The 15,227-nt window shown below is 56.2% G+C and carries 9 protein-coding genes, 2 tRNA genes and 1 pseudogene; 7 read left to right on the top strand and 5 right to left on the bottom strand.

Annotated features, from left to right (window positions below; genetic code table 11):
• Positions 1–53: 53 nt before the first annotated feature.
• Positions 54–266, bottom strand: a complete 213-nt coding sequence (locus ABJK56_RS13600; RefSeq protein WP_347245209.1) for a hypothetical protein — start codon at positions 264–266, stop codon at positions 54–56.
• A gap of 357 nt (positions 267–623) precedes the next feature.
• Positions 624–1,076 carry a TraR/DksA family transcriptional regulator gene (locus ABJK56_RS13595; protein WP_347245208.1) on the bottom strand — a complete coding sequence of 151 codons (453 nt, stop codon included), beginning with the start codon at positions 1,074–1,076 and terminating at the stop codon, positions 624–626.
• 858 nt (positions 1,077–1,934) lie between these two features.
• Here ABJK56_RS13595 and ABJK56_RS13590 point away from each other — a divergent pair.
• The 6 genes from ABJK56_RS13590 (at position 1,935) to ABJK56_RS13565 (ending at position 8,550) form a co-directional block, all read left to right on the top strand.
• Positions 1,935–3,941, top strand: coding sequence for a hypothetical protein (locus ABJK56_RS13590; protein ID WP_347245207.1), 2,007 nt, complete (start codon positions 1,935–1,937; stop codon positions 3,939–3,941).
• Between the two features lie 263 nt (positions 3,942–4,204).
• A tRNA-Gln gene (locus ABJK56_RS13585) sits at positions 4,205–4,275 on the top strand.
• Positions 4,276–4,359: 84 nt separating this feature from the next.
• Positions 4,360–4,442, top strand: a tRNA-Ser gene (locus ABJK56_RS13580).
• A gap of 570 nt (positions 4,443–5,012) precedes the next feature.
• On the top strand, positions 5,013–6,365 hold the full coding sequence (locus ABJK56_RS13575) for a hypothetical protein (RefSeq protein ID WP_347245206.1): 1,353 nt from the start codon (positions 5,013–5,015) through the stop codon (positions 6,363–6,365).
• 129 nt (positions 6,366–6,494) lie between these two features.
• Positions 6,495–7,766 carry a PQQ-binding-like beta-propeller repeat protein gene (locus tag ABJK56_RS13570; protein WP_347245205.1) on the top strand — a complete coding sequence of 424 codons (1,272 nt, stop codon included), beginning with the start codon at positions 6,495–6,497 and terminating at the stop codon, positions 7,764–7,766.
• 151 nt (positions 7,767–7,917) lie between these two features.
• Positions 7,918–8,550, top strand: a complete 633-nt coding sequence (locus tag ABJK56_RS13565) for a hypothetical protein (protein WP_347245204.1) — start codon at positions 7,918–7,920, stop codon at positions 8,548–8,550.
• A 15-nt stretch (positions 8,551–8,565) separates the two neighbouring features.
• Here ABJK56_RS13565 and ABJK56_RS13560 read toward each other — a convergent pair whose 3' ends face one another.
• Positions 8,566–9,051, bottom strand: coding sequence for a dTDP-4-dehydrorhamnose 3,5-epimerase family protein (locus ABJK56_RS13560; RefSeq protein WP_347245203.1), 486 nt, complete (start codon positions 9,049–9,051; stop codon positions 8,566–8,568).
• Between the two features lie 258 nt (positions 9,052–9,309).
• Between ABJK56_RS13560 and ABJK56_RS13555 the strand changes: the two genes are divergently transcribed.
• A complete protein-coding gene (locus tag ABJK56_RS13555) occupies positions 9,310–10,701 on the top strand; it encodes a helix-turn-helix domain-containing protein (RefSeq protein WP_347245202.1) in 1,392 nt (463 codons plus the stop codon).
• Between the two features lie 92 nt (positions 10,702–10,793).
• On the opposite strand, the gene ABJK56_RS13550 is transcribed toward ABJK56_RS13555, so the two are convergent.
• Positions 10,794–14,564: a carbohydrate-binding family 9-like protein gene (locus tag ABJK56_RS13550; RefSeq protein ID WP_347245201.1), complete on the bottom strand. Its 3,771-nt coding sequence runs from the start codon at positions 14,562–14,564 to the stop codon at positions 10,794–10,796.
• A 28-nt stretch (positions 14,565–14,592) separates the two neighbouring features.
• Positions 14,593–15,227 (bottom strand): annotated as a pseudogene (locus tag ABJK56_RS13545) (hypothetical protein); the annotation flags it as partial.

Here is a 15,227-nt window from a genome sequence, read left to right as displayed (position 1 = left end):
TCGAAATTCTCGATGGCCCAGATCTTCAGCCCTTCTTTTTCAGTCTGTTCTTGCTACTGAGCGTGCGACTCTTCTGACCAGATGGGATCGTGGGGATCGCCCGCCCATCCCCAAGCATCGTCGCCTACCGGCTGATTATCAATAGAACCGCGTCCACGAAAATAGTCCACGAGGTGCACCACTAGCCACTCCGCACCGCATTGGCGGGCGAAACGAAAGTTTTCCGTAGTAAGTTGGTGGCGGTACAACCCGAATCCGAGTTTCATGCGTGGCTGCTCCTTGTCAAATTCAGCCTTGGTGCTCGTCATATCAGCCGTCGGGGAGGGTTTCCCTTCCAACAAAGGCAGTTTCCTGAAGCGAATCTCCACCAACAATATCGATGGCGATGCATGGGCAAGTTAGATGGTATCGTACGGAGCGGTTGGCGCCGCAGTCACGCCCGTCCGGCGAAAAAAAAGAAGCGCCAAACCTTGGCGCTTCTTTTCAGGCCACAAGACGAGGGTTATTGCGTCACCTTCTGGGGCGCAGATTTCCATGCTTGCGCGGACCACAAGCTGGCGGGTGGAACTGCAGAGCCTCGGCAAGGTTTTGCCTGAACGGACCGCATGGTAGGGATCCCGACATCACGGTACGTCCAGTTCGATATCGTTGATCGTGATATCGTTGTCTGTGCCGTTGGAATCGAGGATCCTGCTCCAGTCCACCTCGCGGCGCTCCTGGGCTTCGCCCTCAAGCTCCGCCTCACGCTGGCATTTCACGCACAAGGTTGCATAAGGCAGAACCTTGAGCCTCGCCATGGGGATGGAGCATCCGCAATACTCGCAAATGCCGTAGAGGCCTTCGTCCATCCGCTGGAGGGCCTTTTCGATTCGGGCAAGTTCGCGGCTTTCGATTTCCGCTAGCTGTGACGAAATCTCGTCTTGCACCGAATCGAGAGCAAAGTCGGCAATATCCCCACCCGCCTCAGTGCGGAGCTCCCGGAGCAAACTGAGGTCGCCGGCGAGAGCCCGACGCAAAGCATCCCGCCTCTTGAGCAGAATTTGTCGCATGTTGAGAATTGCCTGTCGCCTGTTCATAGCTTTTGTACCTCGTGCTTCCTCGTTTTGTTGTGATAAGTATGTTTCCATTCGTCCTCCCTAGTTGTCTGCCAGCGACGTCCGTGCCGCGTGCTTAACGTGGCTTCCCACAGTGCGGTTGTGCGACCCTTTCGGCTAGCCTCCTCATACTGTTTCCGGCCGAATTGCTTTCGTTGCCCGTCATCGCCGTTTTTTGACCTCTTGCGTACCCTGGGTGTGCCAAAGGTTCTTCGCCAGAACGCGATGACGCGGCCAGGCTTACCAAGTATAGTACGAGGCAGGGGGCCATCCGTTCACAATTCATAAAACTTGGGAGCGACCGCTCCACAGGCAGCCGGTTATTCGTTTGCCTCCCACCCAGCGTGGCCCGGGTCATTGGCCCACGTTGCGCCCTAAACTGCGACCAATCCTTGGCCAAGCAAATAGCATGCCAATTTGCCAATGCCGCGGTGCTGGCTTTCTTTTATTCGTTGACTGCTGCTCGTCTGCCAAGCGCTATCGGATAATCGACAAAACCAAAAAATATATCCAAGATATTTCCCTACTTCTAGCCACCCCGCCGGCGAACGATTTGACAGCCCGCTTTCGGTACTCTAGATCACACTAGAACCCACTGTGCGACCGGCCGAACCGAATCGGTCATCTTGGACGCAACTGAACACTGTTTGGTTCGCCGGAAAAACGCGCCTGGAAAAGTTCTCAAATTATACCGCCAACGCGAAATCAAACCCATGGGAGGGCAAGCCGTTTCGTCTCGAGCCATGCAATAATACCCTGTACGGAATCAAAGTGAATACCTAAATAGTGTCATTATTTACCCCTCCATGAGGTGAAGCAAAACGCTTCACGAGGTCTAAAATGGTCACCGCAGAGATTGCCACGTCAAAAGTGAAGGGCATCCGAGACGGCGAGGATTGCGCGAGGACTGTTTTCACAATCCATGGCTCCACCCATCACGGGAGGCGGGTGGAATTGCAAACCTCCCGAATTCTTGTCGGTTCGTCCCCACAGTGTACGCTGCGCCTCGTCGCGCGAGGGGTGGCGCCCTACCACTGTCTGATTATTCGCGGCCGGCAAAAGACTGTTTTCCGAGCCCTAAGCGGCTATCTGCTGCACAATGGTAAAGCGGTGGGGAGCGGCGTGCTCATTTCCGGCGACATGCTCGGAATTGGCCCGGTGACATTGCGTTTCAATTTCGACCGAAATCCGAATGGTGGAGAGTCCCCTGACTCCTTTCCGGGGCACCGAATTTCAGAAGAGGCCGATCGAGAATCGCACGACTTTCATCTTGACACAGGTTGCCAACACGAATCTCGCGCTTCCGCAGCACCGACAGTCCATAACCCGGGCGGTGAGGCCAGCCGGATTGGGACGCATGAGGTCGCCGAGTCTGCTGATCGGCCGATGTCAGCGAGTTACGTTTCGCAAAACGGGACTGGATTCGCCGAGGTTACCACCGAAACGGTTTGGAATCCGTGCGGGTATGCAGAGTGGTACTCCTGCCTACCCGAACCGAGTGACTTAACGTTGGTCGAGCTCGAAGATTCTCGTGCTGAGGAAGCTGTCAAATTGACAGCCATCACGACCGCGTTGGATCGACTGGAGTCGCTGGCCGACCGGTTTGCCCAAAGCCTTTCATCTTTAAACCTCCTGGAAGATCGCCTGGTTCGTTTAGCGGAAAAGTCCAACGAACTGGCGGAGGGGCGGATGGAGTTGCAATCCCTCGCGCGTCAGAGCCAGTCTATTGGGGGTAGAGGCGTGAAGGAAGCGGGTGCAGCTGCGCCCGGGCGACTGGGCTCAGCTAGCGAATCCACCGACGCGGTTCAGCACCGAACAGTTAAGGAGCCTCAGATCGACGGAGAAGCGGGGTCCGACGCCGCGATTGTGGAGGAACTGCGGTGCCCGACGGATTTAGCCTTGACGGTTCATGGGAAGGATTTGCCAAGATCCTCAGCAGGCGCCGGCGACGGGGCGCCTGAATCATTCCCAGCAAACTCGATTGGGCAGGCCGAACCCCCAGGTTGCGAAGGAGACACGGCGTCCCTCAGTGTAAAATTGCATGCCGTCTGTCCATCACAAGATCAAGATCTCGTGGATGAACAAACGGCGGGAGGCCCTGACTCCGGCGAGAATGGGATGGATATTTCAGCAAGCGGTCAAGTGCATCAGGACGGCTCTATATCCGACCAGGCTAGGCTGTTGGTCAACAAAGAACCACAGGGCGCGCCTGCTTCCAGCGATGAAAGCTCATGCAGTTTGGGAAGCCAATCCGATTCGTTTGACCACGACCAAGCTGTTCGGGAGTATATGCGCGAGCTTCTCTCGCGACTTCGTGTGGCTTCGGGAAGAGGCGAGACCGGAAGTGCTGACGTGGAAGGGACAGAACTGCTCTCGCAAGCGGCGACCAGTCCCGAGAAATTGCCGACGAAAACGCGTCGACCTGCCCCAGCGAACAGTTTGAGTCGGTCGCGTGGGTCGAGAAAGAGGCCGGTGGCTCCGGAGAAACAGGTCAATTTCGCTGCAATGAGGGAGCTGGCGAATTTGGCCTCACAGGCGGCGATCGATCGGTACGCCAGGGCAAAGCTTCATCGGGCCCAGCGTGGCAAGGCCGCCGTTGTTTTAACCGCAGTTGGAGCCGCCGCGGCCATCTTCGCCTTGGACTGGCTTTGGGGAATTGGTCCGTTGGGGAGAATCGCATTCTTTGTTTCCATCATCGTCGGGCTTGTTTACGGCATTCAGTATGCAATACTTACTGGAAAACTGATCGTCAATCCGCGCGGCCAACTCCAGCTTGCGGAGCGGCGAATCGGGAGAGAGATGCGAAAACTGGTGCCACCCGGAAAGCCGCTTCTACCGGATAAATAGGGTGCCCCCGTATGCGGTTGGGTGATAGGCTGGATTCTTGACAGATGAGTTGGGACGCTCTGTCGCGATGTGGGGGTTAAGTCGGGGACATCGGTGAGCGATTTCTGGTTGACCCAACGGAGTTCGGCTGGCTATCGGAACAGCGATTGTTTTTTGCACCATCCGCTGAGCCCGAGCCGCCGCTTCAACATGTGCCCACATCTTGACGAAAAAAAGGGAGGACTGTACTCTTACCTATGGGATTGCAATTATTCTTTTCGCACTGGGGTATGGTGTAACGGTAGCACGACTGACTCTGGATCAGTTAGTCTAGGTTCGAATCCTAGTACCCCAGCTTTTCTTTTGGTTCATTCAGCCCTTTGCGGGGCTCACATTCTCATGCGAGTGAGAATCCGCTCCCAGAGTGGAGTGGGAAGTCGGAGGGTATGCGAATTGGTGAGCAGCCTGACTCGAAATCAGGTGCCCCGAAAGGGGTTGCGGGTTCGAGTCCCGTGCCCTCCGCTCACATGAATTCCCCATTCGAGGGGTGCAGGGGTGGATTTTTGGATTTGGGGCTGGTGGATTCCCAGTATATGAGGGAGCTCCTGAGCCGAGTCAGCCCCATGATCTGCCGGACGGGTTGGCCCCCCTTCGGGCGAGGAGGCCTCATTCCGTGAGCTTTATCGTCCGGGTGTGTTGGCCGGCTGACGTTGCGTGACGCGAGTTGATACTTCTTTTCTTCTCTGGTGTCGCACCTTTCTCGAATCATTTTCTACCGCTATTTCAGCGAAGTCGGTCATGCGACATTGCATTTTTCGGTTGGCCGCTGGTTTTCCACATCATTCCGCCCCATTTCGACGGCTCGTTATGGGCCGAGTCCACAACGAAGGCCACACGGCCTGGCAACCTCCCCCTGTTCACGTTAGACTGTTAGGTGGCCAATTAAAGCGACGTGGAACATGAGGGCGAGGGCGGAAAGCAAGAAGTTTGTGACGCGCAAAATTGGCTTGTTCTTTACAACCGGCTGAGCGTCGGGAGGAAACAAAAGCGATCGATTTTTTGCGTTTTACAGACTAAACGGCGGAGCGTCCCGTGGCTCAGGGGTCCTTGTGGTACATCTACCGAACCGCCAGCCAGCAGGTCGTCGGTCCGATTCCGGCAGGACAGGTGATTCAGTGGTTGCAGAGCGGCGGACTGAGCGGAGCTGATTTCATTGGACCTTCTCCGAACGGACCATGGTCGCCGCTGCGTGATTGGTCGGGAACGCAGGTTGCGTCGGTGCCACCAGCGGGACCTCCAGTCCCCGCTTCCGTTTCAACAACAGGCAATCGCCCGCGAAGTCCACTGGCCGCCGATCCGGAATTCCTTCGTAAACAGCGACAGCGTGCGCGAGAACGGGCGAAAAAGCTTACCTATCTCCTCATTGGGAGCATTGGGCTTCTTTTTATTCTGCTTATCGTTGTTCTTACGCAACCATTTCAGGGCATTTTGAGAAATGACTCGAGAAACAAGCTCAGTTCCCAACCTTCCACGATGGAGGATCCAGCGTCGAAGCTGGCCAGCGCTGCTTCTGCGGACCTTGGGGAGCTTTTAGGCCCCCTCGATGTGGATGGTGGTCGTTCAGCAGCCTCTGGGGAGCGCGGGGCCGCGGTCGCAAAAAGTCGACTCGAGGGGCTTGCTCAGACCGCCAGGGTATTTGGGGGAAGTCCAGACAAGCTCCGGGATGCGCACGAAGGCGTCGAAGTCCGTGTACAGAGCCTGGAGGTCGCACCGCTCCGCCTCCACGTGGGGGACAGATCCCTACGAACACGGTCACCTTATCTTCTCGTTCGGATCCGGATAGCTAACCAGACGGACGATCGGTTTGTCACGTATTCCCCGGCGCATAGCAGTTCGCCCACGGCCACGCTTACCTGGCTCGGCAATAACGACTCACTGCATCCTTACTGGAGACAAGGGTACGAAATAGAAGGTCAGCAGCGATCCCCTGTGCGTCTCGGACCCGGCGAGGTTGCGATGGACGTTTATGCCTTCGCGGTCCCTCCCGAATCAACTGACCATGTCGTGATGACGTTGCCCGGTCAGGCGCTCGGCACAAAAGAAGACTTCGTGTTTATGCTCGCGCTCGACAAGTTAAACCGTTCGGAGCAAGCGAGCAAGGAGCCAGCGGAACTCGGCGTCGAAGAGGATGCGGGAATCGGTCCGTTGTCACGAACAGAAGTGCCGTCGAAGGAATCTGAGAACGGCTCGCCGCCCGAGGAAGAGGCCCTGCCGATTCCGGGGCTCCACGATGCCGCGGAGACTGACCGAGCGGTGATGTCGGAAAATGAGTTACAGCAACAGGAGGAGCTTCGCCGCAAAGCGGAAGCGATGCAGGAACTCCTCGACCGTCAGCGGGGAAAAAGCCGGGCGAGTGGAACGCAGAATCCAACCAGGAGGCGTTAGCAGCCCGGGGCACTTTACCAAGTTCGGGTTGACAATGAGGGTACGTGCAACGCGTCTGGAACACGAAGCAGGGTTGGGGCAAAAAGATTTGGACGAATCAAAGCCGGCTAAGTTGATTTGGCTTTCGGGATGGCAACGATGGGGAAAGTTTCACGGCACTCGCAGAATTGCATCGCAACGGTTTTCTGTCTGTTGATAAGCGCTCCGCTGGTATCAGATGCCCATGAAAGCTGGCCTCGGTTCCGGGGACCCAATGGCTCGGGCGTTTATACAACCCATGAATTCCCTGTAATTTTTTCGGCAAATTCATTCTTGTGGACCGCCGGATTGGCGGGAATTGGCCATTCTTCTCCGGTCATTGCGAATGGCCGGGTGTTCACAGCGTCTGCCAACCAGGAGACCGGGGAGCAAGTCCTAGAAGCATGGGATTTGCTGTCCGGAACAAAGCTCTGGTCGCGGTGTCTACCCGGCCATATTTCCCCAAAACACGAATTTAATAGTTTCGCCTCTTCCACCCCTGCGCTGGATGGAGAACGGCTGTACTACGCCTGGGCAGTTCCGGAATCGTTGCGTATGGTGGCCTTAAGCCAGGGCGACGGAGCTGTCGTCTGGCAGGTCGATCTTGGTCCCTTTGCGTCTCAGCACGGATTTGGGGCTTCTCCCATTGTGTTTAAGGATCTGGTGATCCTTCCCAATGAACAGGATCAGGAAAGCAGCGTGGTGGCACTCGACGCAGCAACGGGAAAAATTCGGTGGAAAACACCGCGACGAACCCAGAAGACCGCTTATTCCACGCCTTGCCTCTTGGAAACAGACAGGGTGGGCCCACAACTCATTCTGTCGAGCTGGTCGCATGGCATCGCGAGCCTCGATCCCCAGTCGGGAGAACCGTTATGGGAATTGAATCTTTTCCATAATCGAACTGTGGCTTCTCCCATCGTGGTCGATGATATTATCGTCGCTTCATCAGGCGAAGGGGGCATCGGACGCGAGATGTTTGTGGTGCGATGTTCCGACGCTTCGAGAGGAAAGCCAGAAGTGATGTACGAGGTCAAAAGCAATATTCCTTATGTGCCCACTCCTGTGGTTTATGAGGGAAAGCTGTACCTTTTGTATGACAAGGGGGTCATGAGCTGTGTTGAATTGACCAGCGGTGAGCTCGTTTGGCGGCAGCGATTGCCGGGCGAATATTTCAGCTCTCCTGTCATTTTGGGTGGAAAGATTTACTGTATTTCCCGCTCAGGAACGGTGGTTGTTATGGCGACTGGTGACCGGTTTCACCTGCTTGGCAGGAGTGAATTGGGCGAGGGCACCCACAGCACGCCGGCGGTCGCTGACGGCATCCTGGTTATTCGCGCGTTTCGTAACTTATTTGCTGTTAGAGCGATAGACCCATCGTAAGCAGGCATTTAAAGAAGCCTGGGCGCTTATGGATTATCCGGACAACAGAGATGTCCATTCTCCCAGTTCCCAGCTCGGGGACTCTCAGCCACCAGGGAAGGGAGGCCCTGCGCCCCAGAACATAGGCCAACTGCTATCAGAGTATGTACTCGTGAGACGCGCGGCGCTGTCGTGGTACTATTTCGTGCTCGTGGGTTGTACCCTGGGAGGCCTGGCTATCGGTTGGTTGGCTGCATCCTCCTTTCAGCAGCCGAAAGCGGTAGATGCTGCTGTGAAGTCGGCCTCCAACGAGCGAGTACTGCTCAGCGGTGAGATTCGATACGTGGATGGGGGAGGAATGGGCCATCCAGATGCCGGCGCCGTGGTGGTTGCGCTGCCTGCGGAACGGCTCCCCGATTCCTTAGTGCCCATCGAAGGACTTCGGCCCTGGGATAGAGACTCGGCGCAGCGCCAGCGCAACCTTGAGAAACTGATGCAACACGGTGGGGCGTGGACGACCGTCGATGAAGGTGGACAATTCAGTGTGGTATTACCCAATGCAGGGGAGTACTGGGTATTGGTTATTTCGAAAAACCTGGCCCGCCCGAGATCGCTGACGGAACAGCCGAACCGGGGCATTGGGGAATTGGATCTAGCCCAACTTTCGCGTTATTTTGAGCGCCCGGCCGATTTAATCGGTCCCCAGGAATATTACTGGTCGCTCCAGCGCGTGGACGTTAGCGGTGGGCAAATCCACCACGTTTTTGACGGCAGCTCCTGGGGTGATCTGGACAAGATTGAGTAACGTTACTTGGTTATCTCAGTCGAGCACAAACGGTGAATCGGGGATGTCTTCATAGCGAATCTCGTCCACCTTCTCCCTCTTGCCCCAACCCGCGTACAGTCGATTGGGTGCATTGAATACCAACCCTGGCTTGTCCGAAACATTCTTGTACGCGTGGACCACTCCAGGCGGAATGGTAACGCACACGGCGTTCGACTCGCCCACAATCAGTTTTTGCGCGACCAGGTAGGTGGGAGAATCCCTCCGATAGTCCCATAGGTAAAGCTTGAAATCACCCGGGCCAATGAAGGCAAAATAATCTGTTTGGTCACGATGCTCGTGAGGCCCGCGAACAACGCCGGGGAGGGTCTCGCTCACGTAAGCCATCACCGGATAGAGCTCCGGGGTGAGTTCGTCGTGACGGAACAACTCCACAAGCCAGCCTCGCGCGTCGGAAAAACGTCGCAAGGGACGGATCTGAACTCCCTCGATTTTACCATCACGAAATTGCACTTCTGGCATTGCAGGCAACTCCTCGCGGCCTATCAAAACCGGCGTTAAATTTCTATTGTATTTTCATTGTTGCGAGGCTGGAAACTGAAATTTTTCGCTGGGGGAGCGATTTGAGGGAACTACGGTTGTCCCCCTTGTGGGACACGTAGCAGCGGGATTAGCCTAGCAAAAGGTCAGAAAGTCGATCATCGGTGAGTAGCGTTGCTCGGACGATAGAGAATCACAGCTCGATGACGTTCAGAAAAAACGGTAGGGCGCTGAAAACGAATGATGTCGGAAAAGCGTTCACGCAGTCAGATTGCCCGTCTGCTCAATCTCCTCCGGGAACCCGTTTACTTCGTCGACGGACAATGGCGCATCCGGTTTTGCAATCGCGCGTGTCTGGAATGGCTGGCCTGCCGGGAAGAAGACATCGTCGACCGCCGATGCGCATTCCACAGCAGTTTCGACCTGGAACCGGGGGACGCTCTGGCTGCCGGGCTGTGTCCCCCTCCAGGCGCTTTTGAGCGCGAGCAAACCCTGGGGACCGTAGCGTGTCTTACTCCCGACGGCCAGCTTCGCAGACGGCAGGCTCGGTTTCTACGCGTCCACGACGGCGAAGGGCGACCGGCACTGCTTGTGGTCGTCGCCGACAGGGACGGCACGGATACTGCGCCGCAGGTGACCGATGTCGCACCTGACGCCGCTCGGCAGCAATCACAGGCATTGGCGCTTCACGAACAGATCCGAGAATTCCGCCAGGCTGTTGCCACGCGATTCCATGCGCATCTACTCGTGGGAACTAGTGCTGTGGCCAAAAGGATGCGGCAACAGGTGGAGGCAGCCGCAAGTCTCACCAGCCATGTGGTTATCGTTGAACCTCCCGGGGGCCACGGTACTGAACTAGCAAAAGCCATCTTCTACGCAGCATGTCCAGATCCGCAGCAATGCCTGGTTCCGCTGCCTTGTGAGGAGCTCGACCCGGATATCCTTCGAAACACTCTTCAGGCATTTGCAGCGATCCCGCTTCCGCCAGGTTTAACCCACACATTCATACTGGAGGATTTGCATCAACTCCCATGGCCAACGCAGCAGGTCCTCTACGAGTTCCTTCGCCGTGCGCAGGGAATACGGGTCATTGCCACAACTCAGTTCGAGCTGATGACGCTGGTGTCCCAGGGGAAGCTTATCGAAGACCTTGGCCAAATGCTAAGCACTTTTTTGATCTTTGTTCCACCGATTCGTGAGCGTCGGGAAGACATTCCCTTAATTGCGCAGACGATGCTGGAAGATTGTAATGCGAAACAATCCAAGCAGGTGATGGGCTTTACGTCGGAAGTGCTGGATATTCTGGTTCAGCACGATTGGCCGAATAATTATGTCGAGCTGGCCAGTGTTGTGCAGCATGCTCACAATCGCGCAGAAGGAACGCTTGTCGGAACTGGTGATCTGCCCCAGGACTTCCGCTGGGCTTTTCAGAGAAGACTGCGAAGTTTGAAAGAGCCCGAAAAGATTTCCCTGCCTGCGTTTCTCGCCCAGGTGGAAAAAGAGCTTCTAGCGCGGGCACTACGGCGGGCACGAGGCAACAAGTCACTGGCTGCCAAAATGCTTGGCGTATCCCGTCCGCGCCTCTATAGGCGGCTGGTTCAATATGGACTGATTCCTCCAGACGAGGAATGATCGGTGCAGAGGGACACTCTGGGTGAAAATGGCCCGTCCGAGCTCGCGCCTGTCGGTTTTTCCCCACTTTTCCAGCGAGAGATTTATTCCGCTTAGTCGAATTTCAGGATTCCGAATCGCCACGGTCGGTGAAAATCCACAGCGCCGGTCGGCACCCAGGAGTAGTAATCACGCTCCTGCGGGTTGAGGGCGTCGATTCGAAAAAGGTTGATAAACCATTGTTCGCCGGGCCGCGGAATTTCTGTGGGAGCTCCCACGATGGCCTTGAATGGAATGGCATATTCGGCGCACCAGCCCGTGGCGCCGTGCTCGCCGATTTTTCCGTCAACGGCCACTCTAGTCACGAGTCCATCGCAGGTGAAGTCTTTCAGCCCGATAAACCGGACTCGCTCGCCGCCAACCGGTCGCCCATTGAGGATGAATGCGTCGAACACCGTGTTGAGCGGACTCACATTCAATTCATAGTAGAGTCGGGGATTCCCCGTCGGACACAGGAAAACCTCCACACACTCCTCGTCATAAACGGGAGTGTCTCGTTCCCTGAGCGTCCCCCAGACGAAATCATCCTCACATTGAAACCCCACATAGAGATACCGGTCATTGTAGAGGAGTCTCACCCGCGTCTTGTAACGCGCAGACTTTCCTGCAATTGGGTCGCTGAGCTCGGCGACGGGCGCCGCGTGCCAAAGCGGATCGTCGAGGCCACCAGTCAATTCCAGGTCACGCTCAATTTTGAAGCAACGGTAAACAGGTTCGAAGAGAAAAATCCGCTGCGTCCCCACACTGTCCGGTAACTCTTGAAGGGCTTTGCGGCACTTTTCGCGGTATTCATCTTGCTCTCCGGCGACGGAAGGCAAGCTGGCTCCCACCTGCCATGCCTCTTTGGCTTCTTCAAGGCGACCGAGCTTGGCGAGTGCGATCCCCTGCCAGTATCGCGCGGGCGCTTCGATCGGTTTATTGGATCGTCCTACGTGCAGGTTCTTCGGGTAGGTAAGAGCCGCCTCAAAGTCCGCCAGCGCGGAACGAACATCACCGCGATCCATTCGTTGCTGGCCGCGACGAATATGGGCACGATTAAAGAGCCGCCACACGACATCCTGCCCTTCCCAGTTGGTAAAATAGGGCGCGTTTTCCAGCACCCGCAGGCAGTCGTCATATTGCTCGGCGTCGAAATACATCTGAGCCAGGAGCACTGTGAGATCGGTTCGCCGCACGCCGGAGAGCGGCATGGTTTCCACAAGTTGGATGGCCTCACTGCGGCGACCAGCTGCAACGAGAAGTTCGGCAAGATCGCGATAGAGTGTCTGGTCCTGCGGATTTGATTTGATGGCCTGAAGATAATACCTCTCCGCGGCCGCGAGATCGCCCCGCGCTGCTGCCTCCAGTCCCAGATTGCGCCAGGCCACACTGTTTGACGGCTCTCGTTCCGCGGCCCCTTTCCAAAAAGGCACCGCTTCGTCCACACGACCCAGCGCAGCCAGCAGGCAGCCAAGCTGGAACCATGCGTGACCGTCCGCAGGATTAGCGGCCACAACGTACTTCAGGATGGGAATTTCTTCCACACGCGAAGCGAACCGTTTAGGCACTCTGCGTTGCACCGCCTGGGTCAGCATCTGCTTGGCCGTTTCTGTTTTGCCCTGCCCGTCCAGTAACCATGCGAGCGTCCAGTAGCTCATCGCCGAGAGTTTGGGCACGGCCTGCGGATCTGCCGCGACAGTCTCGGCAAGGCGGGTGGCCAAAGTATCCTGACCAACATCCTTGAGAAAGTGAACGGCCTCCAGGATTTCAAACTCGAATTCCCCCAATCGGTCAAGCATGCGGTCGACAAATGCTTGTTCATCCTCGGGCTTGGCAACTGCGAGAATCCATGCGGGAACGACGGCGGTTGTTTCACGACTGACCCGCGATGCAGCCTGGTTGAGGGCTTCTTGCCGTTTCCCCTGAGCATACAGGGCCAGAATCAAATGATCCTCGCCGACAGGATCGTCGGGTTTTGCTTGCAATACTCGACGGAAACACCCTTCTGCTTGTTTGAAGTCGCCGCGCCGCATGGCGATTCGTCCTGAAAGGTCCGCCGCCACTGCGGCCGTATCGCCATGTCTTTCCGCTCGGGCAGCCAAATTCCCTGCCTCCTCCCAGTGTTGGAGCTGATAATGGCAGACCGCCGCGTAAAAAAGAGACCACGGATCGTCGGGAGATTTTTTCAACGCGCGCGTCAGCCAGGCGAGTGCCGACTCATATTGTCCGGCTTCGTAATCGAGCACGGCCAGTGCACACAATGACCGCACATGTGTGGGGTCTTTTTCCAAAGCTTTCAAATACAATTCCCGGGCCGCGCGTCGATCAGTTGCTAGATCAGCTTTTTCGCCGGCGCCATAGAAGTCGTCGGCAGATTTTTCTGCGTCGGGTTTTTCCCGGAATCGCGATGGACCAGGCGGTTCAATTTTGGGAATTTCCAACGGCGACCGATACGCGGCCAGCAAGTCGCCGTCTTTGGTGCGGAATTCCACAGAAAAGCTTTGCGATGCTGCCACCGGTACGGCAAGGCGAACAGGTTTTTGGGGTGAAAGGTCAACCGAATATCGGGCGATTTCCCGATTTTCCTGGCTGATGATACACGTCGCCCCGTTGTAAACACCTGTCGCTATTGCGCGCAGTTCCACACCTTTTCGACGACGCATCACATTGACAGCGATATGGCGGGTGGCGAATTCGAATCCATCCCCCAACCCGTGGACAGGATACCACCACTCGTCCCACGCCACCGTTTGGCGAGGACGCAAGCGGCCATAGTCAGATTGCGTCGGAAGGGGACCACTTTGCACCTCGATATAGGGGCCATCTTCGTCCGTGAGATCTTGCTCGGCGACCCGTCCGAACTCCCATTCGCCCCAGGTCCATGCCTTTTTGCCACTGAGCTCCCGATGATCTGCCCATTGAACGACTCCACGATCGGCGTCAACGTCATAGGCCCCAAAAAAGTCATGGGTGCACTGTACGGCAAACACAGAGGCGTATGTTTCATAGTTTTTCAGCCACGATAAATCTTTGCCCTCATGAATCGGCCAGCGGAAGAACTCTCGCGCGTTGTGATCTGTTCCCAAACTCATAGGGAAGATGAAGCGAGTTCCCGTTTTGTTCGGAAAGGCCGTGCAGTTCCAGAAATAATAGGGGTGCATGCCGTCGGTTGGGTTGTAGAGCGAGATACTCTCTTCCAGGTATGCCTTGCCCGGGCGGAGTGTCAATCGAACGATCCAGCGGGTCCTGAAAATTTGTTCTGTGTTGGAGATTTCCAGTGTGGCTGAGCCGTCCGGATTCTGATGAGCCGCCACGTTGACGGGCGAAAGACACGTCACGGTGTGTCCGTGAGGGCCCGAGTTCCATTCAATCCCACCGGAGATCCACGCTCCGCGCATGGCAATCATGGCGGGTTTTATCACACCATTCAAGTGGAACATCTCCTGGCCCGTTGTTTTATCGAACACGGAATGAATCCGTCCACCCAGTTCCGGAAGACAAATAACCCGCAAATACTCATTTTCCAGCCCCACAGCCCGATAGGTCCGCTCCACTTTGGTGCGGAGTAAGTGATCCTGCATGACGTAGGGATACACGATGCTACTGTGGACGGTTGTCGAAAGCCGCGGGCCGCCTTCCAAAGCCCAAAATTTGGGGTTGATATCTTCTTCCCAGGGATAGGTCGGAATGGTGAGCTCCGTTTGGAAAACGTGCACGCTTTCTGAGGGTTCCATCCCTGTTGCCGGAAGTCCTAACGGGCTGAAGAAAAACACAATGGGCCACCACACCAAAAGGGGCCGTGGTCGTTTGCTGCATTGGACAACGCCATATCGGGGATCGTTCATAGCTCACCTCCTCAGTGACGGAGTTCGCCTACGAGACTTTTTCGATGATCGACGAAATGTCAATTAAATAGATTTGCCGCCCGCCCTCGTGGGGAGAATCGACGGTCATGTATCGGCCGGTTCGACTCACCCGAGGATGGGCATCGCAACGCCATTCTCCTGTGTACTGGGGCGGGGAGAGGAGCGCGGCCAGTTCCACACGTCTATTGGTAGCCCCGTGATAGAGATAGACGTGTTGAAAACGCTGCGCATCGGGATAGGTATCGCACACAATCCACTCGCCGCCTGGTACATAGTTGCAATGACCGTCGCCCGGCCCCATGATTCCTTCTCCTACCGGTTCGACAGTTCCTTGTGGATGGTCTTCCCAGAGAAAGAAACCCCAGTTTTTATCGGGGGTCCGCCGACAGTATGCCAAGATATGGCGTGCGTCGCGCCAAATGAAATGGGAAACATAACCTGAGTCGATCACCACGCGCAATTCCGTGCCGTCGAGATTTGCCGACAGCATCCGCGTGGACCACGATTTACCACCACTTTTTTTCCATCGGTGAAGAAAGACGAAACGGTCGCCCGTTGGATTGACCAGCAAATGATTGAACCAGTGGACACATCCTTCCAGGGAGCCGTACTGCCAGGGAAGGCTCGCCACTTCTGCCAGCG

This window comes from Thermogutta sp., from assembly GCF_039793925.1.
Taxonomy (GTDB): domain Bacteria; phylum Planctomycetota; class Planctomycetia; order Pirellulales; family Thermoguttaceae; genus Thermogutta.
This window is presented reverse-complemented; position numbering and strand designations above follow the sequence as displayed.

What these genes read in the sequence shown, in the direction of transcription:
- ABJK56_RS13590 (WP_347245207.1), top strand. Translation starts at nt 1,935, where the DNA reads ATGGTCACCGCAGAGATTGCCACGTCAAAAGTGAAGGGCATCCGAGAC.
- ABJK56_RS13550 (WP_347245201.1), bottom strand. Translation starts at nt 14,564, where the DNA reads ATGAACGATCCCCGATATGGCGTTGTCCAATGCAGCAAACGACCACGG.
- ABJK56_RS13555 (WP_347245202.1), top strand. Translation starts at nt 9,310, where the DNA reads ATGATGTCGGAAAAGCGTTCACGCAGTCAGATTGCCCGTCTGCTCAAT.
- ABJK56_RS13595 (WP_347245208.1), bottom strand. Translation starts at nt 1,076, where the DNA reads ATGAACAGGCGACAGGCAATTCTCAACATGCGACAAATTCTGCTCAAG.
- ABJK56_RS13560 (WP_347245203.1), bottom strand. Translation starts at nt 9,051, where the DNA reads ATGCCAGAAGTGCAATTTCGTGATGGTAAAATCGAGGGAGTTCAGATC.
- ABJK56_RS13570 (WP_347245205.1), top strand. Translation starts at nt 6,495, where the DNA reads ATGGCAACGATGGGGAAAGTTTCACGGCACTCGCAGAATTGCATCGCA.
- ABJK56_RS13600 (WP_347245209.1), bottom strand. Translation starts at nt 266, where the DNA reads ATGAAACTCGGATTCGGGTTGTACCGCCACCAACTTACTACGGAAAAC.